Source organism: Priestia sp. YIM B13491, from assembly GCF_042787605.1.
Classification (GTDB): Bacteria; Bacillota; Bacilli; order Bacillales; family Bacillaceae_H; genus Priestia; species Priestia megaterium_E.
Genome location: NZ_JBHZOR010000002.1, coordinates 864,878 through 890,884 on the forward strand (window position 1 = coordinate 864,878; position 26,007 = coordinate 890,884).

Below are 26,007 nucleotides of genomic sequence, written 5' to 3' on the forward strand. Positions count from 1 at the left end.
AGCGTTTACTTTATAGTTTAAAAATAGTGTAAAGGAAAAAAGTTGAATAACCTATGCATTTTTAGTTATATACTTATATCAAAAATGACATAATACAGTTTTTCTCTACTGTTCACTTTAGATTTATTCGAAAACGAAATAAAAATCATGACATTTAGTCATGATTCTTATATGTATTCATGAGGTATACCGGAGGGTAAATGTTTAAAATAATCAATCACAAACTGCCTAAAGATTTGTTGTAAATCCGTCACGTAGCCTCCGTTGTTCCAAGCTAAAAAGATTGTATGTTCAAATATTTCCTCTTCAATTTTCAGCAGTTTTACATCTTTCCCTGTAGAACCTCCCCAAGTTACTTCAGGAATAAAACCTATTCCTTGCTTCGCTCTAATCAAACCTCTCACTGTTGCTGGGTCATCGCTTTCAAACGTAATTTGAGGTACAAAATTCTGTTCCTTACAAATTACATCCGTTATTTTCCTTAGCTCTTTTCCTTTCTTTAGCACAATGAATTTCTCATTTTTAAGTTCATTTAACTTTACGCGTGATTGCTTGACTAAAGGATGATCAAGAGGCACTGCAAGCAAAATCGATTCACGGAGCAAAGGAGTATGTTCGATCTGACGGGTTGTTAATGGAAAAGCTGAAATACATAAATCAAAATCAGGCTGTGAATTAGAATTAGTCAAATGCTGCATCAGTCGAAAACGCACCTGAGGATATTGCTCACGAAATCTGCTTAATAGCTCTGGAAGTAAATGTGAACTAGCTAATACAACAAGGCGAATTTCTTCACATGGATCGTTCGACATATCCTTTAGCTCGTGCTTTGCGTCTTCTAATGTTTTTAAAGCAAGTTCTACTTTGGCACAGAATGCTTTACCATACCGATTTAATTTAATGTATTTACCGTTTCGATCAAACAAACGAATGCCTAGCTCTTTTTCTAACTGTGAAATCGTTTTGCTGAGCGCAGGCTGAGATACGTATAGCTCTTCGGCCGCTTTACTGATATGTTCTAGTCTAGCAACTACTTGGAAATATTTTAGCTGTAAAAGCTCCAATCCGTTCACCACCACTTTTATGTGTTTAGTTACTCTCTTTCTTTACTAATTACATACATACTTCATTTTCCCTGCTATTTCGACAAAAAATAAGCAGCAGGGAGCCAGTGGCTCCCTGCTGCTTATTTTTTTATATACCAACTTCAAGCAAACGTTACTTGGTTGGTTTCTTATTTAAATCTTAAACAGACAAATATAAAAATTAACCATTCACAAGTCTTTGAGCTTCGCGAAGTTGGAAAGTACGCACTTTACGTGGTAAGAAACGACGGATCTCGTCTTCATTGTAACCAACTTGTAGACGTTTTTCATCAATGATAATCGGACGGCGCAATAAGCCAGGATTTTGCTGAATTAATTCATACAAATCTTGCAAAGGCATAGCGTCTACCTGAACGTCTAGTTTTTGGAAAGTTTTCGAACGTGTTGAAATGATTTCATCTGTTCCATCTTCTGTCATACGTAAAATTTCTTTAATCTCGTCGATCGATAACGGCTCTGAAAAGATATTACGCTCTGTATATCCAATATCATTTTCCTCTAACCAAGCTTTCGCTTTACGACAAGATGTACAACTTGGTGATGTATATAATGTAACCATTTACTCCTTCACTCCTTCTATCATAATCGGTCATAACATTTAAAACATGAACTGTAAATCATGTTGTTTTATACAAACTTCAACGAGTGTAAATATTTAATGACTGATAATGAAAATCGATACTACTTTATAATTACTTTTAAAAAATAATATCTATTTGCATTATACTATAAACTTCATCGGAATGATATACTTTTTGAAGTGGACTAGTGCATTAGTTCGTTCCTTCACTGTCATTATTTTCATTGCCGATTTTCTTCATTATTTATTTACCACACTACTATTACGAATAAACCTGTAGATTAGTTTCATTTTTTTATTATTTTTTTCTTTTACAAATTCCTCAAATTTTTCAGTCACTAAAAAAGCCTTGCAGAAGAACTGACTTTTCTGCAAAGCTTTTGAGATAACCTCTTATTTATTTAATAGCTGATGTGCTTCTTTTTCCTCGTCTCATTAAGATAGGATACAGTAACAGCCCGATTACAAATAAGCCAATACCTAAGAAAAATGTTTTTAAATCAGCTGTACCTGTCTTAATCACCCAAAGTGAATAAATAAGTGCTAACGAGGCAATGATTCCGTCTTTTACTCGCGATCCTTTAATCGTGTCGTACGTCTCACCCGTCACAATAAGCTTTAATTGATAAACTGTCGTCACGAAATAAGGAACTAAATAAGCGAGAGTAGCTACAACAATAGCGAAATTATAGGCTTGCGAAACTGTACCTGAAATAGTCGCAAACAAAAACAACTGTGTTAAGCCATTTGTTAATGTTAGTGAGCGGGCTGGACTATTGTTCTGATTTGTTTTAGCAAACCACTGTGGAAACAACCCTGATTTTGCTGCTTGATAAGGAACTTCTGCACTAACAACAATCCATCCAACCGTAGAACCTAATAAAGAAATAAGTGCTAAAATGGCCATTACGTAAGCACCTTTATGTCCAATCACCATTTCTAACGTATCTACCAAAGGTTTTTGAGACTGCTGAAGCTGAGCTGTTGAAAGAATCCCCATAGCTAGAAGCGTAATCCCCACATAGATAACCATTGAGATCAATAATCCAAGCAGTGTTGCTTTCTTCACTACTTTTTGTGATTTTGCACGGTTAGATAACAGTACAGCCGATTCAATTCCGATAAACGCCCACAGCGTAGCAATGGCTGCCCCATTGACCTGACTTCCCAATCCTACATTTATACCCTTTGAATTAACAAATTCTGTACTGACCAGGTTGGATGCGCTAAATAGCGATAGCGCCACGACAATAAATAAACCGAATCCAATAATTTTAGCTGCCGTTGTGATAAAGTTAATATTACCGGCGCTATTGATATCTCGCTGCAAAATAGCTTGAATTCCCCATAGGACAATAGAACATACTAAAAACGTAATGAATTTTCCAGCTTCTAATTGAAAATCTCCAACTGAAAATAAAATATCCTTACTCTCCATTACTGGAAAGAACGTTGTTAAATATCCCGCAAACGATATGATGACAGATGCTGTTGCAGCCCAGTTGGCTGCCCAGTAGCCCCAAGCCATGCTATACCCTGCTACTTTACCTGCTTTAGGCGACGAAAAAAGATTCGCTGCATAACTTTGAGGCCCTCCTTTTAATTCGGGCTTTCTCATGACTAAGTTCCCGAATACAAGAGCAATCATGAATACGCCAAGACCTGTTGCAATCCAAGCAAGTGTTGAACCGACTGGACTTGATACGTTTGCTAAATTAGAAGGAAGCATAAATACTCCGCCGCCTACCATATTACCAACTACAAAGGCTGTTAAAAACCAAAGTCCCCATTTTTTATCTTTCATTTGCTGTGTCTCCTTTTGCTTTCTAACCGCTTAAACTTTTGAGATAGAAAGCTCGATGCTAATCTATTAACACGTAATAATTATTTGTTTCTTCATTCATCTCTTCATTTGTTTAACAATATAATATATTAGCACACTAAAGCAAAAAGTGAAATAATAAATCCTTCATTTTCTTTTGGAAAAAAATGCGGCTGGAACACAACTACATCAATCTAAAGATGAACAAATGGGATATATGAGTTCGTATGAATCACGCTTGTTACACCGCTGTGGATTTCCGTACAAGACTTCGCTTTCCGCGAGCGGCCGGCGAGCCTCATCGTTGCTTCCGCTCCTGCAGGGTCTCGCTTTTCCCGGGAGGAGTCTTCACCTTGCCCTCCAATTAACAGCTTGAAGCCCTACATACAGTAAACCTACGTTCACCATCACCATAAAAAAATCCGAACGAGTTGGATTCTTAATCAAGAATTCAACTCGTTCGGATCTTCCTTCAACGAAATTACTTTTGTCCGCGCTTTATTTTTTATCTTTTATGAAAACCTTTTGAATAGTAGACAACAACCAATAAAACAAACCATACCGGACCTACAATAAGGGCTATTCTTGTATCAGAGGAAAAACCCATCACCACTACTACTCCCGCTAAGAAAGCAAGAGAGAGATATGACGTATACGGGAAAAACGGAAGCTTATATTTTAAATCACTTACTTGGTGATCGCTTAATCCCTTGCGGAAGCGAATTTGAGAAAGTAAAATAATCCCCCATGTCCAAATTGCTCCAATAGTGGCAATACTCGTCACCCAGGTGAACACCTTATCAGGAACAACATAGTTTAAGCCAACTCCGATTAGCAGTACAACAGCTGAAGCAATAACTGCTGCACCAGGCACGCCGCCTTTTGTTAAGTTGGTATAGCGTTTTGGAGCTTCCCCATGCTGAGCTAAATTAAATAACATACGGCCTGTACTAAAAATTCCACTGTTACAAGAAGATAAAGCCGCTGTTAACACTACAAAGTTTATAATCCCTGCTGCAGCGGGAATTCCAGCTTTATCAAATGTTAAAACAAACGGACTTCCTTGTGTTCCGATCTCTGGCCAAGGATAAATAGACATAATGACAAACAAAGCTCCGATGTAAAAAATCAAAATTCTCCATAGTACATTATCAATTGCTTTTGTTAATGTCTTTTCCGGATTTTTGACCTCTCCTGCTGTTACCCCAATCATTTCAATACCAAGGTAAGCAAACATAACCATTTGAAGTGATAAAAGAACACCTTTCATACCATTCGGGAAAAAGCCCCCGTGACTCCATAAATTACTGATTCCTGTTGCAATACCGCCATTTCCAATTCCAAAGATAATCATGCCTAGTCCCAGCACGATCATAAGGATAATCGTTACCACTTTAATAAGAGAAAACCAAAACTCTAGTTCGCCATATGCTTTTACAGCTAAAAAGTTAACCCCTGTCATGATAACGAGTGCTGCAAGTGCCCATATCCACTGAGGTACACCCGGGAACCAAAACTCCATATATACTCCAACAGCTGTAATTTCAGCCATACATGTAATAATCCACATAAACCAGTAGTTCCAGCCTGTTAAATAACCAGCAAGTGGCCCTAAATAATCGTTAGCATACTTACTAAAAGAACCGGCTACTGGATTTTGCACTGCCATTTCACCTAGCGCTCTCATAATAAAAAACATAACAAGACCACTGATTCCATACATGATAAGAATACCAGGACCCGCTAACCGAATAGCGGATGCAGAACCTAAAAACAATCCAACTCCGATAGCTGCACCTAAAGACATTAAGCTAATATGTCTTTCCTCAAGTCCACGGCTTAATTCTTTTTCTTGCGTGTTCCCTTGCATAATTCTCTCTCCTAACATATCCATTTCATTTAATAGCGATAGCGGCTACGTGTATAGTATTAACTTATTTTTCAGCTAAATAATTTCAGACGGTGTATGTATTAAAAATCTAATATTACAAGTTTCACACCTGCACTTTTATCGCTATCACATCTATAAAATACAATATTAAAAAAACTTCACTTTGTTCATTTTATCAAAAATCACAAAAAATGCGATAGTTTTTTGTGATTTTCACAAATAAACTTACGATATAAATATAATAAAAACCATTTTTTACATTATATGTTCTTATTCTACTATAATTATCTAATTATTAAGAATAATCAATCGATTATTCTTCTATATTTTCAATTATAGATGCTTACTTTTCCCTAAAAAGGGTAAAGATAAGATAACTGTTTAAACACTATTATAAACATCATCGTGAAAAGATCAGTAGGAGGGTGCTATGAATTGGTATGAAAAATTAAGTCAATATTTTCCCATTGAAGAAATGAAATCAAAGAAGCATATCGAAACGCTTTTACAAGAACGCAGCGATATTTATCATAAAAATGAAGGACCTCATCACGTATTAATGTACGTGGAAACAAACCAATTTATCTTTATCGATTACCTCTTTGTTTCAAAAGACGCTCGAGGTCAAGGGCTTGGCGGTAAATTAATTGATGAGTTAAAACAGCACAACAAACCAATTATCTTAGAAGTAGAGCCTGTAGACTATAAAGATTCAGACTCAGCAAAACGACTGCACTTTTATAAACGTGCAGACTTTAAGCATGCTCAAACAATTGGCTATAACCGTCGGTCATTAGCTACAAATGAAATTAACCAAATGGAAATTCTATATTGGTCTCCTACCTCTGAAACAGAGGAAAGCATTTTAAATAAAATGAAAAAAACGTACGAGTTAATTCATACGTACAAAGACAAAGAAATATACGGTGCGTCCTATCAGCCAGCAGATCAAGTGCTAAAAATTGATAAGAATCGTAAAGACGGCGATATCTTAGCAGATTTATAAAAAGAAGGTAGACATGCGTCTACCTTCTTTTTGTACTTTTTGAATTATTATTCAACACAGAACATTATTAACCACTTATATTCCTTTAGTTATAAGGTTTATACGTAGATATTTTGTCTTAAATATAAAATTCTGAAAATTTTTAATAGTATTTCTCAATCCTTTACTGTATAATACCTGTAAAGCGCTAATGTTACTTGTTCTTACATGTTTTTTGCAACTTGAAGCTTAGTGTTCTTTGATAACTAAATAAAAAACGACCTCGTTGTGAGATCGTTTTTGTTATGTTGTATATGTGGCAAACTCTGCTTGAGAACAAGACACGTAGTGACCTGGAGATACTTCTCTAAGCTCCGGTTCTTCACCGTTATAATCATGGATACTTGGATCATAAATTTTGCGCTGACGTGTTTTTTCACTGTCAGGATCGGGAAGCGGAATAGCTGAAAGCAATGCTTTTGTATATGGATGAACAGGGTTTCGATAAAGTTCATCACTTGGTGCAAGCTCTACAATCTTACCTCTGTACATAACGCCGATGCGGTCACTGATGTATTTTACCATTGACAAATCATGGGCGATAAATAAATATGTTAGTCCACGTTCACGCTGTAACTTCTTCATTAAGTTAACAACTTGAGCTTGTATAGATACGTCCAAAGCTGAGATTGGTTCATCTGCGATGATAAAATCAGGTTCTACTGCCAGTGCTCTTGCGATACCGATACGCTGACGCTGACCGCCACTAAACTCATGTGGATAGCGATTGGCATGTTCTTTGTTAAGCCCGACCGTTTCAAGAAGCTCGTGAACCTTTGCCATACGCTCTTTTTTAGTCTTAGCTAAACCGTGAATGTCAATGCCTTCTGCTATGATATCTGCTACGGTCATACGAGGGTTAAGCGACGCATATGGATCTTGGAAAATCATTTGCATTTTACGATTGAATTTTTTAAGCTCTGAGCGGGATTTGCGACCATGTACATTTTCGCCATTAAATAGCACCTCACCGCTAGTAGCGTCGTATAAACGAATAATCGTTCTGCCTGTCGTTGACTTTCCGCAACCGGATTCACCTACAAGCCCTAATGTTTCTCCGCGGAAGATGTCAAACGTCAGACCATCAACTGCTTTAATTGTTCCTTTACTTGTGAAAAAATGTTGCTTTAAGCCTTTAATCTCTAATAATTTATCTGTCATATTATTCACCATCCTTCGCTACGAGTACAGGTGTGCTGTATACATTATCAACTTTACGCATGCGGCGCTGAACTGAAGCAGGCGGCTCTACTTTTGGTGCATCGGGATGCAACAGCCATGTTTTCGCATAGTGCGTATCAGATATTTTGAACATTGGAGGTTCTTGCTCAAAGTCAATTTTCATTGCGTATGGATTTCGCGCTGCAAATGCATCTCCCTTTGGAGGATTCGTTAAATCTGGCGGCGTTCCAGGAATAGCAGCAAGCTCTTCTTCTGCCTCGTTATCTAAGCTTGGCATAGAAGCTAGCAGTCCCCACGTATACGGATGTTTTGGATCGTAAAACACTTCATCCACTGTGCCGGTTTCAACAATTTGACCAGCGTACATAACGGCTACTCGATCTGCTACATTTGCTACTACACCAAGATCATGGGTAATAAAGATAATAGATGTATCCGTTTTTTTCTGAATGTCTTTCATCAACTCTAAAATTTGAGCTTGAATTGTTACATCAAGCGCCGTTGTTGGTTCATCAGCGATCAAGAGTTTCGGATTAGAAGCAAGAGCCATTGCAATAACAACACGCTGTCTCATCCCGCCGCTGAATTCATGCGGATATTGATTCACACGCTGTTCTGGAAAAGGAATTCCTACAAGCGTTAATAACTCGACTGCCCGTTTTTTTGCTTCTGCTTTAGATACTTTGGAATGCTTGATTACGACTTCACCAATTTGAGCCCCAACTTTCATCGTTGGATTCAAGGAAGTCATCGGATCTTGGAAGATCATACCGATATCTTTACCGCGAATAGCTTCCATTTCTTTATCCGTTTTCTTAGCTAAATCAATACCGTCAAACAGCATTTCACCGCTTTTGATTCGGCCAGGAGGCATCGGAATAAGGCGCATGATCGTTTGTGAAGTTACGCTTTTACCAGATCCTGACTCACCAACAATTGCTAAAGTTTCACCTTTATTTAAGTGGAAGTTAACGCCGCGAACAGCTTGAACTTCTCCGCCATATGTTTTAAATGATACAGCTAAATTTTTTACTTCTAATAAACGTGACATATGAGTCCACTTCCTTACTTACGTAGTTTTGGATCTAACGCATCTCGTAATCCATCACCAATTACGTTGAACGCTAAGATTGTTAAACAGATAAACAAACCTGGGAAAAATAAGCGCCAAGGATAGTATTCCAAAGCAGGTAAGCCTTCTGAAGCCATTGTTCCCCAGCTTGCAAGCGGTGCCGGAACGCCTAGTCCCAAGTAGCTTAAAAATGCTTCTGTAAAGATTGCTGAAGGAATCGTTAGTGTCATTGTTACTAAAATTGGACCTGTTGCGTTAGGAATAAGATGTTTAAATAAAATACGTTTTGTTGTTGCTCCTAATGTTTGTGAAGCCATTACGTACTCTTGATTTTTCAACTGCAATACTTGTCCACGTACAATACGGGCCATGTTTATCCAGCCGGTAATGGTCATCGCCAAAATCATCGTGCCTAACCCTTGGCCAAGCATAACCATTAAAATAATAACCAGTAAAAGGTAAGGAACACCATATAAGATATCCGCAACACGCATCATTGTTTCATCCGTACGGCCGCCGCGGTATCCAGAGATGCTCCCCCAAACTACGCCGATGAATAAATCAATTAAAGCTGCTGCTAATCCGATAAATAATGAAATACGAGCGCCTTCCCACGTACGAGCAAAAACATCACGCCCTAATTCATCTGTACCGAACCAGTGCTCAGAAGATGGAGCCTGATTAGCATTCAGTAAATCATTGGTTGCATAATCATATTTCACCATCAATGGACCAAATATAGCCATAAAAACAAGGAGAACCATTAGTACTACACCAAACATAGCAAGCTTATTTTTGCGAAAACGAATAAAAACATCTTGCCAGAACGAAAGACTCGGTTTTTCAATCTTTTCTGCCTGAGCGCGGTCAATCCCTGCTGTTTCAAACATTTCTTTAGGAATTTTCGGAAGTTGCTGCATAGTTACTCTCCTTTCTTAGCACCTGTAAGTTTAATTCGAGGATCAATGAAGCCGTATGCAATATCTACAAGCAAGATACAAAAAAGTAGTAAAATACTGTAGAATACCGTTACGCCCATAATCGTTGTATAATCTCGGTTTGAGATACTGAGTACAAAGTGTGAACCTAATCCCGGGATACCAAATATCTTTTCAATAACAAAGCTACCCGTTAAAATCCCTGCTACTAAAGGTCCCATATAGGATACAACTGGAAGCATCGCATTTCTCATGGCGTGTTTAACTGTAATAACGCCTCTGCTTAAACCTTTTGCTTTCGCTGTACGAATATAATCATTGCTTAATACTTCAAGCATACTCGAACGAGTTAATCGTGCGATAAACGCCATAGGGGTTGAAGCAAGTGCAAGAGCTGGTAACACCGTGTGTGCCCAAGATTCCCAGCGTGCAACCGGAAAAATTTGTAGTTTCATAGCCAAAACGTATTGTAATACCGCTGCCATGATAAAACTCGGAACTGAGATTCCTAGAACTGCAATAACCATCGCCGTGTAATCTTGCCACTTATTATGTTTTAAAGCAGCAATAACACCAAGTACTACACCAATAGCAATCGCTATTAAAATAGCTTCCATCCCTAGCATGAATGAAACAGGGAATCCGCCGTTAATCAAATCATTTACCGTTTGGCCTTTATATTTGAAAGATGGACCAAAATCCCACTTTAAAATTGATGTTAAATAATCAAAGTACTGATGGTACCAAGGCTGGTCTAGACCGTAATACTGATTTAGATTTTTTTGAATTTCAGGGGGAAGCTGCTTTTCTGATGTGAATGGACCTCCTGGAACAGCACGCATTAAGAAAAAGGTCGCTGTTACGATCAGCCATAATGATAGAAACATATAAATAAGTCGTTTTCCTATATATTTGAACACCCTGACACACCTCCATATTTTTACAAAATTCGCGCACAAGAAAGAAAAGTATATGGAGCACCAGGCCCCATATACCCTTTGTCATAATTGATGTTACTTACTCAAAATGAGCCCATTTAATCTGAATGTCTCCAAGTCCAGACATCACAACATCTTTCAGCTGCTTATCTTGTACCCAAGCGTTTGTATAGAAGTAGATTGGTGCCACTGGCATTTCATCCATGAAGATACCTTCTGCTTTTTTCAACATTTCCAGACGTTTTTTAGGATCTGTTTCTTTTTGAGAGTCAATTAATAACTTTTTATATTCTGGGTTTTCCCAGTTTGTATCATTGTTTCCGCCTTTTTTATCACGGAACAATTCTAAGAAGTTGATTGGATCGTTAAAATCTCCTAACCAGCCCATACGTCCAACTTGATAATCTCCTTGGTGTAATTTTTCAATGTAAACAGCCCACTCAGAGTTGTCTAACTGTACTTTAATACCAAGGTTTTTCTTCCACATATCTTGAACAGCTTGTGCAATTTTTGCATGTTTTTCATCCGTGTTGTATGAAACCTTAATTGCTGGTAGTTCTGAAGCGTCTTTAAGGCCCATTTCTTTCAAGCCTTTTTCTAAATATTCTTTTGCTTTTTTCACATCATTGTCTTTGAAGTAACCTTTTTTGTTGTCTTCAAACATTGTTGGGGGTACAGCCGCCATCGCTGGAACTGAACCGTCTTTTGTAATTTGTTCTGTAATACCTTTACGATCAATTGCATAAGCTAATGCTTTACGAATGTTCACGTTATCTAAAGGTTTTTGTTCTGTATTAAACTTGTACCAGTAAGTACCTGCAATCTCTTGAATGTTTAATGAACCGTCTTTCTTTAATTCAGGAAGTGCATCAGCTGGTAATTGACCAGTAGGCATACCCGCCCAGTCTAATTCACCGTTTTTGAACATTGAAAGTTCAGTGTTGTTATCATTGATCATGTACATTTCAACTTTTTTAAGTTTTACAGCATCTTTATCCCAATAGTTTTCATTAGGAACTAACTCGATTTTGTCATTATGTTTCCAAGTTTTAAGCTTGAAAGGACCGTTTGACGTATAGTTTTCGCCTGCATTTGTGTACCATTTTTCATTTGATTCAGCAATTTTCGTATTCACTGGGAAGTACGTATAGAAAGCTGTTAATTCCAAGAAATATGGCGTTGGATTTTCTAATGTTACTTCAAGCGTTTTATCATCTGTTGCTTTAACCGCAACATCATCTAATGAACCTTTTCCTTCATTAGCAGCTTGTGCATTTTTAACATAGTATAATTGGTATGCATATTGAGATTCGTTTTTAGGATCTAACGCCCATTTCCATGCATATTCGAAATCTTTTGCTGTTACAGGGTCACCATTTGACCATTTTGCATCGTCGCGAATCGTAAACGTATATTTAGTTTGATCATCGCTGACCTTCACATCTTTCGCCATTGCATTTTCAGGTTTTCCATCTTTACCGATACGAGTTAAACCTTCAAATGTTTGTAATAATACGTTTGATGACGTTGAATCATTAGCTAAGCCTGGGTTTAGTGAAAAAGGCTCAGTTTTAATGTTTACGCGAAGCTCTTGCTCTTTTTTCTTGTCGCCGCCATCACTGCTAGCATTTTCACTGCCACCAGATTCTTTGTTAAATCCACATGCAGCTAAAAACAAGCTCATTACAAGCAGCAAACTGAAAAGAATCGACAACCTTTTCTTCATTGCGTGTTACCCCCTATTAAATTTTGTTTGTGTGGCAACCATATTTTTTTGATATGCACTAATTTCTTAATCCTCTTTCAATACAAAATAATCAGTTATTTTTTCACGTAGTAGAGTATTAAAGACCTCACTGCAAAATTATTCTTCTACTCTATGAAACTGTCATCAATTGTTTACATGCTGTAAATCCAATGTATGCGCTTAATATGTAGAAGACTCATTCATTACAAATTCGCTAATTGAAACAAAACATTGTCTATTTTGTGTTTTCTGAAAAATTAAGAAATTGTAATACCTTTGTAAAAAATATGTTTGTTACGCCTATTATAAATATTTTAAAAATTTATTGCAATACTATTATTTAATGGTATTTTTTGTCACGAGGGAAAAAACCTTATCTTATAAGGATTGTGCCTACTTGTCAGACTTCTAAAATCTTTTTTGTAGTATAGGTATTACAAGAGTATTACAAAGTTATTAGAAATACTAAATAAAAGATTTTTACCAAATCCTCCACCAAATTTTCATCAAGAAATGCTTTAATTAAAAGGTTCTTGTCTTTTTTTGCCGCTGAAAAATTCCAGTAAATTGTCTTATAAAACTTTTTAGCGATAAGATGTTTAAATTCCTGCTTTTTCGCGTTATAATAACGAATAACTATATAATTAAAGCTGTGAAAAAGAGTAGTATGCAGAATTTTCATTTTTAGAGAGTTTGTGGCTGGTGAGAACAAACATTGAAACCTGCAGAATGGACTTTGGAGCTTTCAAGTGCAAAGCTTGAACGTTGACCTCAACGTTACATGAATAAAGATAGTTCACAATTATGTGTGCTAATTAGGGTGGCAACGCGGTCCATTCGCCCCTAGCTTATGCTAGGAGTGGATGGGCCTTTTTATGTTGTATCCGTAAATTAGCATCATATATGTGCAGATGAAAGGAAGATTTGATGAAAACAATTTTTTCAGGTATTCAACCAAGCGGTACAATCACTTTAGGTAACTACATTGGAGCGATGAAGCAATTTGTTGAACTTCAACATGACTATAACTGTCATTTTTGTATTGTAGATCAGCATGCAATTACAACGCCTCAAGATCGTTTAGCACTTCGTAAAAACATTCGCAGCCTTGCTGCTCTGTATGTAGCGGTAGGAATTGATCCAGCAAAATCGACTTTATTTATTCAATCGGAAGTGCCTGCCCACACAGAAGCGGGATGGATGTTACAGTGCGTAGCGTATATCGGTGAACTTGAACGCATGACTCAGTTTAAAGATAAATCTGCTGGAAAAGAAGCAGTATCAGCAGGATTACTAACTTACCCTCCATTAATGGCAGCGGATATTCTTTTATACAACACCGATTTGGTTCCAGTTGGTGAAGATCAAAAGCAGCATTTAGAATTAACGCGTGACTTAGCTGAGCGCTTTAACAAAAAATACAATGATATCTTCACTATCCCTGAAGTACGTATTCCAAAAGTGGGCGCACGCGTCATGTCTCTTCAAGATCCTACGAAAAAAATGAGCAAGTCCGATCCAAACCAAAAAGCTTTCATTACGCTCTTGGATGACGCTAAAACAATTGAAAAGAAAATCAAAAGTGCCGTAACGGATTCAGAAGGTATTGTTCGCTACGATAAAGAAAATAAGCCAGGTATTTCAAACTTATTAAGTATTTATTCAATCCTAGCCAATAAATCGATCGAAGACATTGAAGCGATGTACGAAGGCAAAGGTTATGGTGACTTTAAAGCTGACACAGCCAAAGTGGTAGCTGAAGCACTTGCTCCAATTCAAAAAAGATATTATGAATTAGTTGATTCTAGCGAGCTAGATGATATTTTAGATCAAGGTGCCGATAAAGCAAATGCAACGGCTAATAAAATGCTTCGCAAAATGCGAAACGCAATGGGAATTGGCCGTAAACGTTAAAAAAACGACTGCTATGCAGTCGTTTTTTTTAATTAACTTTTGGCTCTTGTTCAATTTCCCAAAGTTTTTCAAAGAAAGGTTGTCCTTTTACTAAGCGCTCGCATAATAATTTATGCTTCGGTGACCACCCTGACTTCGTTTCATCGTATAGCTGATTCCACACGTCTTGAAACGGCATCTCTTGAATGTCTTCGTACTTCGTTGGATTCCACTCCGTGTACCAGTAGCGGATTTGAGCTGTATTTTTTGTTGTATGTAGCTGATCAAGTGCCATAAATAACAGCTGTTTTAGCTGACGTTCTTTACGTGTTAGTCCTCTCATCGTTTCAGGAGACGGTGAAAGAATATGATGCTCTTTTTTATTCAGCTCGTCTTCACTGAACTTATATTCTAGCTCTTCTTGATCCGCAATCATCTCATAGACTAACTGTTCTTGTCTTGGAATTAAGCGGCTTTTTCGAATTGGAATATGATATCCCATCGTATCAATTGCTAAAATATTCGTTCCATCTGTAACGATAAAACAATATTCAACCTGCGTGCGTTCATGATTTTTCCGAATGTATGCTTTCTGATAGACATCTTGTAGTAGTTGTTGAGGTAGCTCGGAAAGATCATTTTCAATGTAATGAAATAAAAGCGGATTTACTTTTAATAACGGTGCTTGATCGAGCAGTTCTACACAATCGTCTTTTCTCCACTCATGGAAATGACACACATTATAACCGTTTTCTTCGCCTTCAAACCAATTAACCCATACATCATGAAGATATAGCATAATTTACCCCTCACTTACTATCTGTTTGTTATCCATCAGTATAGGCAGAGAAAGGAATTTTTATTCCAAATGATGTTATTTTTCTAAAAATTAATTGTAAAATACCTTCGTTGTTGGCTATTGTTCAAATGCACTTATTTCGAAGCACAGATATAACGCCAGTGCTAATGATTGCTAAAGGCTTTATGAGCTATATCGACCCCTATAAGCAGAAAAAAATCCGAGTTTCTTCTATAGTAATAGGTTTGTCAGGAGGTCTGACAAACCTAAAAAAATCTATCACACTTTTGTGATAGATTTTTAACGAAGAGATTTGGGATTCAAAGCATCTTTTAATCCTTCACCAATGAAGTTGATAGCTAGGATCGTAAATGTAATAGCTAAACCTGGCGGAACCCACATCCAAGGCTTATTCTGCAGCACATCTGATTCCCTTGCTTCTGTCAGCATATTCCCCCAGCTTGGCGTATCAGCCGGCACGCCAAAACCGATAAAGCTAATCGCTGACTCAAACACAATAAGGATCGCCATCTGCAAACTGGCTTGAACCACAATCGTTGAAAACACATTTGGCAGCAAATGTTTAAAGATGATTTTAAACGGGCTGCACCCAATGGAAACAGCTGAAAGCACATATTCATTTTCTTTTTCAGCCAAGACTTTGCTTCGAACCAGCCGGGCCGTACTTCCCCAGCTTAGGAAACTAACAACTAGGATGAGCGTCCAAACGCCTGAGATCTTTCCAATTAGGATTGTATTTAACACTACAACGAAAACAATTAGCGGAAAGTTTAATACAAAGTCTGTAAAACGCATTAAGAATTGATCCACCTTGCCCCCGTAATAACCCGCAATCGAACCAATAAAAGTTCCGATTAAAATAACGAGCGTTGTACAAGCAACTCCAATCAGTAACGAAGTTCTTCCTCCATACAATGTACGTGCAAATACGTCTCGCCCATTTGTATCCGTTCCAAACCAATGCTCACTAGAAGGCGCTGCATTCATCGCCATATAGTCGATACGTGTAATATCTGCTTTTGTAAGCAGCGGTGCAAAAATGGCAAGAAGCGTAATCACAATCATAAAAGCTAAACTTATCATGGCCAGTTTATTTTTAACAAACTTCTTTCGCGCAATCGCCCATGGAGAAAGGTTTTTAGGAGCTTTCATATTCACTTCTGGCTGTACATCTTTTTTCGTTACAATTTCCATACTTTCTCCTCCTAATCCAAACGAATACGCGGATCTGCTACGCCGTATAACACATCTGCAAGTAAATTTCCAAGTAGTGTAAGTACTGAAAATAGCATCGTTAGTGACATCATTACAGAATAATCCCGGGTCGACACAGATTCTACAAATAACATTCCAATACCTGGGTATGTAAAAATTGTTTCTGTAATAATAGCTCCTCCAATTACTGTTACAAGGTCAAAACCTAAGAAGGTGATAAGAGGAATCATTGAATTGCGTAAGATATGAACATTATAAATTTTAGATTCTTTTGTCCCTTTTGCTCTGGCTGTGCGCACAAAATCTTTGCGACTGTTTTCAATAATATCATTACGTAAAAACTGCGTATATTGAGCAGTTGACATCAGTCCTAATATTAAAGCTGGGAGAATAACATGATGTATTCTACTTTGTATATATGCCCACGTTCCTTTTTCTAATCCAACTTCTACTGAACCGCTAAATGGAAACCAATCTAGCTGAAAAGAAAAGAAATAAATTCCTACAATTCCAGCAATGAACGATGGAACCGCTAATGCAAAATAGTTATACCCTGCAATTAGATTATCTCCTAAAGTATACGGTTTTTTACCTGCATACATCCCCAGTATAAAAGCAAATACATAAGTAATAAATAATGAAGTCAGCGCTAAAAATATAGTATTAGGCATACGTTCTTTTATAATTTCAAGTGTCGGCAACTTATGTGTTGTTGATTTTCCAAGATCTCCTTGAAGCACCCCTTTAATCCAAGTCCAATACTGTACATAGATAGGATCATTATATCCAAGCTTATCACGCATCTCTTCGATATATTTTGGATCTGTCTTACTTGGGTCAATCATGCCCCCAAAAGGGTCCCCTGGCATCATTTTTGCCAGGGAAAAAACGACAAAGGAGATTAGAATCAACATAGGAATCATTCCTAAAATACGTCTTAATGAGTATTGTAGCATCGTTGATTCTCCTTCTTTTAATTATTCTGTCACTGACCACTTATGTGAATCTAGGATGATTGTATCTGGATCCATCGTTACATTTTTAAGACGTTTATTAACTGCATAGATGTTAACATTTTCCCATAAAGGAAGGGCTGGAAGCTCTTCGTTGAATAACTTCTGCCACTTCACAGAAACATCTTTACGATATTTATCATCAAATGCTTTTTCACTTAACGAATCTTTAATCAGCTGATCAGATTCTTTATTAATCCAACGACCATGGTTCCACTCTGCATTTGATCCCCACGTAATACTTGGGTCTGGGTCATATCCTGTTCCCCATGAGCCAAAAAATGCATCTAACGATTTATCATCGTTTTCTTTCATTTCATTGTATAAGTTAAATTCAATTAATGAACCCGATGCTAATTCAGTTTTCACACCAATATCGTTCCATGCTTGAATAATGGCTTTTGCACGCCCCTCAAAGTTTGCTGGGCCAGCGTAATGTCCAAACGAGATCTTATATGGCTTACCGTCTGGATCTTCAACAAATCCATCGCCATTTACATCTTTATAACCTGCTTCTGCTAATAATTTTTTAGCTTTTTCTGGGTTATATTTATACTGGTTTAAATCTTTTGGATCTGCTGCTAACCAGAAAACAGACGGAATAACCGTATTTGAAACCGTTGCTTTATCATTCATGAACGCTTTAATCATAGCTGGTCGATTTAATGCATACATTAGCGCTTGACGCACTTTTTTATCTTTAAACTTATCATAATCGTCTACACTGATACCTTTGTCCTTATCTCTATGACCAAAACGAAGGCCTATATAAGAATAGATAGATGCTTTTCCTTCGAGAAGTTCAATGTTGTCCAATTTATTGATTTGTCCTAAATCTGCTGGGCGTACACTTAATACATCGATTTCATTTTTCTTTAAAGCTCCGGCCGCAACAGATGGATCAATAACCTTTACGACAACTTTATCCAAGTGAGGCTTCCCTTGCCAATAGTCATCATTACGCTCTAATTCCACGTACTCTCCTGATACTACTTTCTTTACTTTAAAAGGACCTACACCAATTGGCTCCTGACGAACTTTTTTCGATTCTTGAAGATCCTTCACAGCAATACCTTCATAATATTTCTTCGGCATTGGATATGCCCATAACGTGTCTAGGTTATTCACTCGAACATCTTTAAACGTTACTTTAAACGTATGAGGATCAACAACTTCTACTCCAGAAATAGAGTCTGCTTTGCCATCGTGGTATTCTTGAGCACCTTTAATAATTTCTACATTGGCATAACGCGGTCCTGTGTAATCTTTATTTGCTATTGTCTCATAAGTATACTTAAAGTCATCAGCTGTTAGCTCATCGCCATTGTGCCATTTAACACCTTCTTTTAATTTGAAGGTATATGTTAATTTATCATCACTAATTTTCCAAGTAGCTAAGTTGGGCTGAATTTTTATCTCTTTATCGTAATCATAAAGACCTTCATTAATAAATTGCAGAACGTTAGCGTCGTATTCACCTTGATAGAAACTAAAATCGAATACTCCTTCCGGCGCTCCGTCAATCCCATACGTAATCGTCCCGCCATCTTTTGGCTTGTCTGTTTTTGCACTTTCAGTTTTTGTTTCTCCGCCTTCTTTATTACTAGAAGATGAAGAACTGCTTCCACCGCTGCATGCCGCTAGAAAAAGCGACAGCACAAGCAAAATGGAAACAAGTGATAAAAACGATTTCTTTTTCATCATGACGTTCCCCCTATTTAACTAATAATCTGTTCGTATGTAGCTTTTACGAGTTATATAAATGGCAAGCTACTTGATGGCCAGGTCTCACCTCCTTTAAGGCAGGTTTCGTTTGGCTGCACTCCGCCATTGCATGTATACAGCGAGGATGAAACGCACAGCCTTTTGGCGGATCAATTGGACTTGGCACATCTCCCTGTAAAATAATACGCTGTTTTTTCTTTCGCGGATCTGGTTCAGGTATAGCCGATACAAGCGCTTGCGTATAAGGGTGCAATGGCTCTGCGTACAGACTTTTCTTATCAGCAATTTCCACTAAACCACCTAGGTACATAACACCGATACGGTCACTCATATGTTTAACAACACTCAAATCATGGGCAATAAATAAAAAGGTTAGGTCGAATTCTTGTTGAAGTTCTTTTAGAAGGTTTAAAACTTGTGATTGGACAGAAACGTCGAGTGCCGATACCGGTTCATCAGCAATAATAAGTTTTGGACGAAGTGCAAGTGCACGTGCAATTCCAATCCGCTGACGCTGTCCACCGGAAAATTCGTGAGGATATTTATAGTATGCATCTTCCGGTAACCCTACTTTTGTAAGTAGATTCATAACTTCTGATTTTAATTGATTGGTTGATTTTCCTGTAAAATTCCGAATTGGTTCAGAAATCACATCTCCAACCATTTGCATTGGATTGAGGGAAGCATAGGGATCTTGAAAAACCATTTGAAAATCTTGTCTAATTTTACGGAGAGAAGTTCCTTTTGCTTCTGTGATATCTTTACCATCGAAAATAATTTTTCCGCTAGTTGGTTCCAACAGTCTTAAAATCGTTCTTCCTGCCGTGGATTTTCCACAGCCAGATTCTCCTACTAGACCGAGCGTTTCTCCTTTTCGAATAGCAAAAGAAATACCGTCAACTGCTTTTACATCACCAATTTTCTTTCGGAAAAATCCGCCGTGAATAGGATAGTAGGTTTTTAAATGCTGAACTTCTAGCAATACATCTTTCACCGCTTTAGTCATTAGCTTGTCTTCACTCCTTTTGACGGATAGCTATTTTTATACAGCAGACATGCGACATCATGCCCCTGTGAATCCTGGCGAAGAACAGGCGTAACGGAACTGCAGTCTTCCATTGCATGAGGACATCGGTTAACGAAACGACAGCCTGTCCGCGGCATGTTTACAAGAGAAGGCACAATTCCTTTGATCGTATTTAATACTTCTACATCATCTTCCATGCGTGGAATTGAGTGAAGAAGCGCTTTCGTGTACGGATGTTTTGGGGCATAAAATAACGTATCAACATCTGTATGCTCCACAATTTTTCCGCCATACATGACAATCACTTCATCACACATCTCAGCAACTACTCCCAAATCATGTGTAATCATAATAATAGACATATCATTGCTTTCTTGAATTTCTTTTAGCAATTCTAAAATTTGAGCTTGAACCGTAACATCTAGTGCCGTTGTCGGCTCATCAGCAATTAAAAGTTTAGGCTGACAAGCTACCGCCATGGCAATCATGACACGCTGCCTCATTCCTCCTGACAGCTGATGCGGATATTCATCAATGAGCTTTTCGGATCTCGAAATACCAACGCTTTTTAAAAGCGCAATGCTTTTTTCACGCGCTTCCGCTTTCGATATATTCATATGGTTAAACAATACTTCCTGCAGCTGATACCCAATGGTTAACACAGGATTAAGGGATGTCATCGGTTCTTGGAAAATCATTGAGATGTCTTTCCCCCGAACATCATTCATCTCATCTTCTGATAAGTGCGTAAGATTCTTTCCGTTAAATAAAACGCTTCCGCTTCTAATTTGACTATTTACTTTAGGTAATAGCCCAATAACGGATAAAGACAATACGCTTTTTCCACAGCCAGATTCTCCTACAACCCCTATAATTCGCTTTCGTCCGACTTGAAACGACACGTCGTCCACAGCATTATGCCAGGAATCATTAATGGAAAAAGCAGTTTGTAAATTTTTCACTTCTAGTAAAGGTGTTGATTCGACGGGCTTTTTATCCATTTATAGTGCACACCTCATTTTTCTGAAAATTGTTATATTTGAATAAGATATTATTACAATTTCATTACAAAATCAATATATTTTGAAAATTAATTATATTTTTTATTTTTAAAATAATGATTTCTGAATATCCCTTCGGCACTTTAACGCATAAACCTCCTAATTTTTTGTTGGAAATAGGATAAAATTTACTATTTTTAATTTTAGGTATATAGAACTTGTTTTTTTACAGTTGGAACGCAGATTTTTTTAAGATAGTATTGGTGCTAAGAGGAAGCAGCTGTGTAGTAGTTAAAGTGTGAGGCTTTATACATGAAGTAACAAGATGATAACCAATATTGTAGCCCATCATTTCTGGATACCAATTTTGGCCGAATAACAGTTGATCATATTTCTTTTCATCAGCGCGCAGATTGTAATAAGGTTTAACATGCTTTTCCCACATTTTTTTAGCTTCTTCAATGGTATAATAATTTGTCCACGGAGCTAAATATTTTTTACCGCAATACTCCTCTACAGCTCTTTCAGCTAACCCTTCCATCATCATAGCGTCTAACAAAGTAATCGTTTCATCAGATTTATTAATGGCTTTTAGCCTGCAAACGTGATGGTATTCATGGGTAAGTACCGCTAACATTTCTTCATCAGATGTATGACTTGTCATAAACACAAATAATTTATCGGTAAAAGCGACACCTGCTCTTCCATTAAATTCACGCTGCATTTTTCGATTTCTAGGATTGCTTGGAAGCACTAGTACTGCTACATCGGGCCCATTCCATGCTTTTTTAAGCTTCTCATAATGTGCTTTAACTTTCTTCCAAACCTGTCTTTTCTTCATTTCTTCTAATTCTTTTATAAACATTAAAGAAGGCGGACACATTCCATAGTTAAAAAGTAATTCCATATATTCTTTTTCTTTTAATTTCTTAAAATAGCGCGCAAGATAACGGCTTATTTCTTTCGGCTCCGTCCAAGTAGAAGTTGAAACAATCGGCATGTTTTCCCCTCACTTTCTTCATCCTTTTGTTTCATGATATGTTCACAGCTGCTCTTTTGGTTATTAAAAATAAAAAAAATTCTAGGCATCAGCCTAGAATTTTTCATTATGCTTCGTATTTTTTAAAGATGATTGTTGCATTGTGACCGCCAAATCCAAGTGAGTTGCTTAGCACCGCTTTTACTTCTTGCTTACGCGCTTTGTTTGGAATGTAGTCTAAATCGCACTCTTCATCAGGTGTTTGATAGTTAATTGTTGGAGGAAGAATACCGTCTTGAATTGCCTTCACACTAAAAATAGCTTCTACTCCGCCAGCAGCTCCTAACAAGTGGCCAGTCATTGACTTTGTTGAACTAATTGCTACTTTTTGAGCGTGGTCACCAAATACTTCTTTAATAGCCATTGTTTCAAATTTATCATTGTATCCTGTACTTGTACCGTGAGCATTGATGTAATCAATATCACTTGGCTGTAGGCCTGCATCTTCAATGGCATGACGCATTGCACGAACGCCGCCTTCTCCTCCTGGAGCTGGCGCTGTGATATGGTGAGCATCTCCTGTTGAACCATAGCCCACAATTTCAGCATAAATACGTGCGCCGCGCGCTAGTGCATGTTCAAGCTCTTCAAGCACAATAACACCCGCACCTTCTCCCATAACGAAGCCGTCGCGGTCTTTATCAAACGGACGAGATGCTGTTGCAGGATCTGGATTTGTAGAAAGTGCTTTATTCGCACAGAAACCAGCAATAGATAAACGCGTGATTGGCGCTTCCGTACCGCCCGTCACCATCACGTCTGCATCTCCGCGTTGAATGACTTTAAACGCATCACCAATAGAGTTTGTACCTGTGGCACATGCCGTTACCGTACAAGAGTTCACGCCTTTCGCCCCTAAAGCAATAGAAACTTGTCCTGTTGCCATATCAGGAATCATCATCGGAATGAAAAATGGACTTACACGGCGGGCACCTTTTTCTAATAACGTTGAATATTGGTTTTCAAACGTTTCCATACCGCCAATTCCAGAACCAATCCAAACGCCGACGTTTGGAGCAATTTCTTCTGTAATAGTCAAATCCGCATCTTTAACAGCCGCCAATGCAGCTACCATTGCATATTGAGTAAAGCGATCCATCTTACGAGCCTCTTTGCGGTCAATAAAATCTTCCACGTTAAAATCTTTTACTTCAGCTGCTACTTTAGCCGGGAATTCATCTGCATCTAGTCTTGTTAAAGGACCAACGCCAGACACGCCTGCTACTGCGTTTTTCCAAGCTGTTTCTACGTCATTTCCAATTGGTGTAAGCCCACCAAGTCCTGTTACAACTACACGTTTTTTATTCATCGTACATTCATCTCCTTCAGTTGCTTTAAAAATGTAGTGTTATTTTCCCCATCTAATAGCAATAGCTCCCCATGTTAAGCCGCCTCCGAAGCCAACCATTACAATTAAATCATCATCTTGAATTTTCCCTGCTTCAAGCTCATGAACAATTGAAATTGGAATCGATGCTGCTGATGTATTGCCATAGTATTGGATTGTTTTAGACATTTTTTCTTCAGGCAAATCTAATCGCTGTCTTGCAGCTTCCATAATACGAATATTCGCTTGATGAGGTACAAGAAAATCAACATCCTCTTTTGTTAAACCCGCTTTTTCAATTACATTAACAGCAGATTCCCCCATTTGTCGAACAGCAAACTTAAATACTTCACGTCCGTTCATGACAATATGATCAAGCTCGTTTTGATACAAGTGCTTGCCTCCCGTACCGTCCGACCCTAGTTCAAAGGATAAAATACCTCGTCCTTCTGATACAGGTCCCATTACAACTGCACCTGCTCCGTCTCCGAATAAAACAGCCGTGTTACGGTCGTCCCAATCTGTAATCTTAGAAAGCTTTTCTACACCGACCACTAATATATGCTTGTAAGCATTGGTTTCAATAAATTGCTTAGCTGTAATCATGCCGTACATAAACCCTGCACATGCAGCACTCACATCGTAAGAAGCTGCTTTTTTTGCTCCCAATTTTTCTTGTAGCATACATGATACTGTAGGAAACGGTTGATCTGGCGTTACCGTAGCAACAATGATCATGTCAATATCTTCTGCTTTGACGTTAGCTTTATGTAAAGCTTCAACTGCTGCTTTATAAGCTAAATCAGATGTGTCCTCGTTATCAGCTGCAATTCGGCGCTCTTGAATACCTGTGCGCGTACGAATCCACTCATCTGATGTATCCATTACTTTTTCAAGATCTAAATTTGTTACAACTTTCTCTGGTACATAACGTCCAATTCCTAGAACACCAGCGTTCATATCAACCTCTCCTTTAAATAAAAGGCTTATATTCCTATAAAACCTATATCCGTCATTTCATTTATCGATTATATAATCAATTATTATGAGTTGGTACTAATTTTACTTCATTTTTTATTTTTTGTCTATATAGGTGTTCGTCCTACTCAGGTATCTATCATGCTACATATAGTAATCATACGGGACCCTCTTACTCTAGTATGGAACATTAGGTAAGAACTTACCCACCATTAAAATAGTGAAAGGAATGAGTATCATGGCAAGAAGACAAAGAAATGAAGGTTTTTCTGATTTTATGTTTGGAGCTGGGCGCAGAAAATCAAGAGAAGAAAGAGAACGAGAGGAGTGGGAACGATTATTTAAACAAATCGATGAAATTGTACTCGCCGTCGAAGAACTAGCTCCTCTTCTTAAACAGTTTGCCCCTTTAGTCGATTTATTTTCCAAACAAAAATAACAGCTCGGATTCTACCGAGCTGTTTTCTTTAGTTGTTTTCATTTTCAGCTAATGCATCTTGCTTGCCAAGCTCATAAGCGTCGTTCATTACTTTTGTTAGTAATGTCAATACCGGCTGTACGTGTTCCATTGATAACTCAACGCCTGTTTCATCTAAGATCTGTTTTGCTTCTGGCAAGTACTTCATTGCAATTTGCATGAATTGCATATTTTGCTCTTCCATAGTGAAATCTCCTTTATTAAAAACATTTATTCCTCCTTATATTAGCGAATCTATTCTATAAGTACAACTTTCTCCTTTTAATGAAGAGGTAAAAAGAATGTTCTCATATGTTTTTTTTGCAGATAAATGCCTTCTTTAGCCGTTACTTTTGAAGAAAAATGCAGCAGTTCTTTCGCTTTCCTGCTGATTTCATATTTTTCTTGAGCCGCTTCTTCCTTCACCTCCATATGAGTAATGTTTGCTCCTGCGCTCCAAGGCTGTAACTTTTCTTCCACTAAATGAACCACTTCATATGAATATGCAGCAGTTTTACAGCGTCTAAGTGCACTGACGGCATCTTCAATGTAAATAATAAAATCCGTGCCTTCCATAATGTTAAATGCCTCTTCGTACCCGGCAATATTTTTGGAATAGCACATTGACAAAGGCTGCCAAGGTCCGTAAAGAGTCGGCGTTCTGACAATTATAATGGGCCATCCATCATCTTTATATTTCTCTATCATTCGCTCAAAATGAACGTATAGCCTTCCTTCACTACTGTCCGGTTCTGGAATCGTTGTTTCTTCAATCTTTCGCTGCTGGTCTCCAAATACGCGCATGGTAGAAACAAACACAAATCGAATGTTGAATTGACGGCATTTGTTAAGCGCTTGAATGAGCACTTGCTGCGCTTTTTGCATTTCTTGTCTTAAAAAATCAGGATGATAAAAATCTCCTCCATCGAAATACGTAAAGTAGACAATATCCGTTTCTGAGGTGATCATATCTAATGACTCTCCTACTTCAGTCGATGCATAATTAGCGTTTCGCCCTAAGAAAAATTTCATCTCTTCCTGCAAATCATCTTCTTCTTTATGAGCAGAATGTGTATACCCTTTTACTTCTGTACCTTCGTCTAAAAAAGCCATACATAAATGAAAACCAATAAAGCGGTTTGCCCCTATTACTACTACATTTCCCATATCGCTTCCTCCAATTCTTCATTC

23 protein-coding genes and 1 other annotated feature are annotated in these 26,007 nt (G+C 37.7%); of the genes, 3 read left to right on the plus strand and 20 right to left on the minus strand.

Annotated features, from left to right (window positions below; genetic code table 11):
- Positions 1-167 precede the first annotated feature (167 nt).
- From ACFX4E_RS10395 to ACFX4E_RS10410, 4 genes are all read right to left on the minus strand, one after another.
- Complete coding sequence (locus ACFX4E_RS10395) at positions 168-1,064, minus strand: LysR family transcriptional regulator (RefSeq protein WP_377258354.1); 897 nt, start codon at positions 1,062-1,064, stop codon at positions 168-170.
- A 202-nt stretch (positions 1,065-1,266) separates the two neighbouring features.
- Positions 1,267-1,665, minus strand: a complete 399-nt coding sequence (gene spxA / locus ACFX4E_RS10400; RefSeq protein WP_013055422.1) for a transcriptional regulator SpxA — start codon at positions 1,663-1,665, stop codon at positions 1,267-1,269.
- 418 nt (positions 1,666-2,083) lie between these two features.
- Complete coding sequence (locus ACFX4E_RS10405) at positions 2,084-3,490, minus strand: amino acid permease (RefSeq protein ID WP_028407474.1); 1,407 nt, start codon at positions 3,488-3,490, stop codon at positions 2,084-2,086.
- 523 nt (positions 3,491-4,013) lie between these two features.
- A complete protein-coding gene (locus ACFX4E_RS10410) occupies positions 4,014-5,378 on the minus strand; it encodes an amino acid permease (RefSeq protein WP_377258358.1) in 1,365 nt (454 codons plus the stop codon).
- A gap of 451 nt (positions 5,379-5,829) precedes the next feature.
- Between ACFX4E_RS10410 and ACFX4E_RS10415 the strand changes: the two genes are divergently transcribed.
- On the plus strand, positions 5,830-6,405 hold the full coding sequence (locus tag ACFX4E_RS10415) for a GNAT family N-acetyltransferase (RefSeq protein WP_028407472.1): 576 nt from the start codon (positions 5,830-5,832) through the stop codon (positions 6,403-6,405).
- Positions 6,406-6,687: 282 nt separating this feature from the next.
- On the opposite strand, the gene ACFX4E_RS10420 is transcribed toward ACFX4E_RS10415, so the two are convergent.
- The 5 genes from ACFX4E_RS10420 to ACFX4E_RS10440 form a co-directional block, all read right to left on the minus strand.
- Positions 6,688-7,605, minus strand: coding sequence for an ABC transporter ATP-binding protein (locus tag ACFX4E_RS10420; protein WP_028407471.1), 918 nt, complete (start codon positions 7,603-7,605; stop codon positions 6,688-6,690).
- 1 nt (position 7,606) lies between these two features.
- The gene (locus tag ACFX4E_RS10425; protein WP_028407470.1) at positions 7,607-8,677 is read right to left on the minus strand and encodes an ABC transporter ATP-binding protein; all 1,071 of its coding nucleotides are present in this window, start codon (positions 8,675-8,677) and stop codon (positions 7,607-7,609) included.
- Positions 8,678-8,691: 14 nt separating this feature from the next.
- Positions 8,692-9,618: an ABC transporter permease gene (locus tag ACFX4E_RS10430; protein WP_013055416.1), complete on the minus strand. Its 927-nt coding sequence runs from the start codon at positions 9,616-9,618 to the stop codon at positions 8,692-8,694.
- A gap of 2 nt (positions 9,619-9,620) precedes the next feature.
- On the minus strand, positions 9,621-10,556 hold the full coding sequence (locus ACFX4E_RS10435; RefSeq protein ID WP_013055415.1) for an ABC transporter permease: 936 nt from the start codon (positions 10,554-10,556) through the stop codon (positions 9,621-9,623).
- A 97-nt stretch (positions 10,557-10,653) separates the two neighbouring features.
- On the minus strand, positions 10,654-12,300 hold the full coding sequence (locus ACFX4E_RS10440; RefSeq protein ID WP_013055414.1) for a peptide ABC transporter substrate-binding protein: 1,647 nt from the start codon (positions 12,298-12,300) through the stop codon (positions 10,654-10,656).
- 664 nt (positions 12,301-12,964) lie between these two features.
- Positions 12,965-13,169, plus strand: a binding site (T-box leader).
- Between the two features lie 76 nt (positions 13,170-13,245).
- Between ACFX4E_RS10440 and trpS the strand changes: the two genes are divergently transcribed.
- Positions 13,246-14,235, plus strand: a complete 990-nt coding sequence (trpS, locus tag ACFX4E_RS10445) for a tryptophan--tRNA ligase (RefSeq protein ID WP_026106503.1) — start codon at positions 13,246-13,248, stop codon at positions 14,233-14,235.
- Between the two features lie 28 nt (positions 14,236-14,263).
- Here the strand turns inward: trpS and ACFX4E_RS10450 are convergent, their stop codons facing one another.
- From ACFX4E_RS10450 to ACFX4E_RS10490, 9 genes are all read right to left on the minus strand, one after another.
- Positions 14,264-15,013 (minus strand): YjbA family protein, encoded by a 750-nt coding sequence (locus ACFX4E_RS10450; RefSeq protein WP_014461589.1) that lies wholly within the window; start codon positions 15,011-15,013, stop codon positions 14,264-14,266.
- Positions 15,014-15,313: 300 nt separating this feature from the next.
- Positions 15,314-16,228 (minus strand): oligopeptide ABC transporter permease, encoded by a 915-nt coding sequence (opp4C, locus tag ACFX4E_RS10455; protein WP_028407468.1) that lies wholly within the window; start codon positions 16,226-16,228, stop codon positions 15,314-15,316.
- Between the two features lie 11 nt (positions 16,229-16,239).
- Entirely contained in the window at positions 16,240-17,205 is a 966-nt protein-coding gene (opp4B, locus tag ACFX4E_RS10460) for an oligopeptide ABC transporter permease (protein WP_016763044.1), read from the minus strand.
- Positions 17,206-17,226: 21 nt separating this feature from the next.
- A complete protein-coding gene (gene opp4A / locus ACFX4E_RS10465; RefSeq protein ID WP_377237325.1) occupies positions 17,227-18,966 on the minus strand; it encodes an oligopeptide ABC transporter substrate-binding protein in 1,740 nt (579 codons plus the stop codon).
- 43 nt (positions 18,967-19,009) lie between these two features.
- Positions 19,010-19,993 (minus strand): ABC transporter ATP-binding protein, encoded by a 984-nt coding sequence (locus ACFX4E_RS10470; RefSeq protein WP_016763042.1) that lies wholly within the window; start codon positions 19,991-19,993, stop codon positions 19,010-19,012.
- Positions 19,993-21,015, minus strand: a complete 1,023-nt coding sequence (locus ACFX4E_RS10475; protein ID WP_028407466.1) for an ABC transporter ATP-binding protein — start codon at positions 21,013-21,015, stop codon at positions 19,993-19,995. Before ACFX4E_RS10475 ends, ACFX4E_RS10470 begins: the two co-directional genes overlap by 1 nt.
- A gap of 226 nt (positions 21,016-21,241) precedes the next feature.
- Positions 21,242-22,015, minus strand: a complete 774-nt coding sequence (locus tag ACFX4E_RS10480) for a DUF2268 domain-containing putative Zn-dependent protease (RefSeq protein WP_377237324.1) — start codon at positions 22,013-22,015, stop codon at positions 21,242-21,244.
- Positions 22,016-22,121: 106 nt separating this feature from the next.
- A complete protein-coding gene (gene fabF, locus ACFX4E_RS10485; protein WP_013055405.1) occupies positions 22,122-23,363 on the minus strand; it encodes a beta-ketoacyl-ACP synthase II in 1,242 nt (413 codons plus the stop codon).
- Positions 23,364-23,402: 39 nt separating this feature from the next.
- Positions 23,403-24,341: a beta-ketoacyl-ACP synthase III gene (locus tag ACFX4E_RS10490; protein WP_028407464.1), complete on the minus strand. Its 939-nt coding sequence runs from the start codon at positions 24,339-24,341 to the stop codon at positions 23,403-23,405.
- A gap of 256 nt (positions 24,342-24,597) precedes the next feature.
- Here ACFX4E_RS10490 and ACFX4E_RS10495 point away from each other — a divergent pair, with 256 nt between their 5' ends.
- Entirely contained in the window at positions 24,598-24,798 is a 201-nt protein-coding gene (locus ACFX4E_RS10495) for a hypothetical protein (RefSeq protein ID WP_025749899.1), read from the plus strand.
- A gap of 28 nt (positions 24,799-24,826) precedes the next feature.
- Here ACFX4E_RS10495 and ACFX4E_RS10500 read toward each other — a convergent pair whose 3' ends face one another.
- The gene (locus ACFX4E_RS10500) at positions 24,827-25,021 is read right to left on the minus strand and encodes a ComZ family protein (protein WP_013081746.1); all 195 of its coding nucleotides are present in this window, start codon (positions 25,019-25,021) and stop codon (positions 24,827-24,829) included.
- A 77-nt stretch (positions 25,022-25,098) separates the two neighbouring features.
- A complete protein-coding gene (locus ACFX4E_RS10505; RefSeq protein ID WP_028407462.1) occupies positions 25,099-25,983 on the minus strand; it encodes an NAD-dependent epimerase/dehydratase family protein in 885 nt (294 codons plus the stop codon).
- Positions 25,984-26,007: the final 24 nt, after the last annotated feature.

What these genes read in the sequence shown, in the direction of transcription:
- opp4B (WP_016763044.1), bottom strand. Translation starts at nt 17,205, where the DNA reads ATGCTACAATACTCATTAAGACGTATTTTAGGAATGATTCCTATGTTG.
- ACFX4E_RS10475 (WP_028407466.1), bottom strand. Translation starts at nt 21,015, where the DNA reads ATGGATAAAAAGCCCGTCGAATCAACACCTTTACTAGAAGTGAAAAAT.
- ACFX4E_RS10415 (WP_028407472.1), top strand. Translation starts at nt 5,830, where the DNA reads ATGAATTGGTATGAAAAATTAAGTCAATATTTTCCCATTGAAGAAATG.
- ACFX4E_RS10490 (WP_028407464.1), bottom strand. Translation starts at nt 24,341, where the DNA reads ATGAACGCTGGTGTTCTAGGAATTGGACGTTATGTACCAGAGAAAGTT.
- ACFX4E_RS10470 (WP_016763042.1), bottom strand. Translation starts at nt 19,993, where the DNA reads ATGACTAAAGCGGTGAAAGATGTATTGCTAGAAGTTCAGCATTTAAAA.
- ACFX4E_RS10410 (WP_377258358.1), bottom strand. Translation starts at nt 5,378, where the DNA reads ATGCAAGGGAACACGCAAGAAAAAGAATTAAGCCGTGGACTTGAGGAA.
- opp4A (WP_377237325.1), bottom strand. Translation starts at nt 18,966, where the DNA reads ATGATGAAAAAGAAATCGTTTTTATCACTTGTTTCCATTTTGCTTGTG.
- ACFX4E_RS10500 (WP_013081746.1), bottom strand. Translation starts at nt 25,021, where the DNA reads ATGGAAGAGCAAAATATGCAATTCATGCAAATTGCAATGAAGTACTTG.
- ACFX4E_RS10420 (WP_028407471.1), bottom strand. Translation starts at nt 7,605, where the DNA reads ATGACAGATAAATTATTAGAGATTAAAGGCTTAAAGCAACATTTTTTC.
- fabF (WP_013055405.1), bottom strand. Translation starts at nt 23,363, where the DNA reads ATGAATAAAAAACGTGTAGTTGTAACAGGACTTGGTGGGCTTACACCA.
- ACFX4E_RS10495 (WP_025749899.1), top strand. Translation starts at nt 24,598, where the DNA reads ATGGCAAGAAGACAAAGAAATGAAGGTTTTTCTGATTTTATGTTTGGA.
- ACFX4E_RS10440 (WP_013055414.1), bottom strand. Translation starts at nt 12,300, where the DNA reads ATGAAGAAAAGGTTGTCGATTCTTTTCAGTTTGCTGCTTGTAATGAGC.
- ACFX4E_RS10480 (WP_377237324.1), bottom strand. Translation starts at nt 22,015, where the DNA reads ATGCCGATTGTTTCAACTTCTACTTGGACGGAGCCGAAAGAAATAAGC.
- ACFX4E_RS10450 (WP_014461589.1), bottom strand. Translation starts at nt 15,013, where the DNA reads ATGCTATATCTTCATGATGTATGGGTTAATTGGTTTGAAGGCGAAGAA.
- ACFX4E_RS10425 (WP_028407470.1), bottom strand. Translation starts at nt 8,677, where the DNA reads ATGTCACGTTTATTAGAAGTAAAAAATTTAGCTGTATCATTTAAAACA.
- ACFX4E_RS10430 (WP_013055416.1), bottom strand. Translation starts at nt 9,618, where the DNA reads ATGCAGCAACTTCCGAAAATTCCTAAAGAAATGTTTGAAACAGCAGGG.
- opp4C (WP_028407468.1), bottom strand. Translation starts at nt 16,228, where the DNA reads ATGGAAATTGTAACGAAAAAAGATGTACAGCCAGAAGTGAATATGAAA.
- ACFX4E_RS10405 (WP_028407474.1), bottom strand. Translation starts at nt 3,490, where the DNA reads ATGAAAGATAAAAAATGGGGACTTTGGTTTTTAACAGCCTTTGTAGTT.
- ACFX4E_RS10505 (WP_028407462.1), bottom strand. Translation starts at nt 25,983, where the DNA reads ATGGGAAATGTAGTAGTAATAGGGGCAAACCGCTTTATTGGTTTTCAT.
- spxA (WP_013055422.1), bottom strand. Translation starts at nt 1,665, where the DNA reads ATGGTTACATTATATACATCACCAAGTTGTACATCTTGTCGTAAAGCG.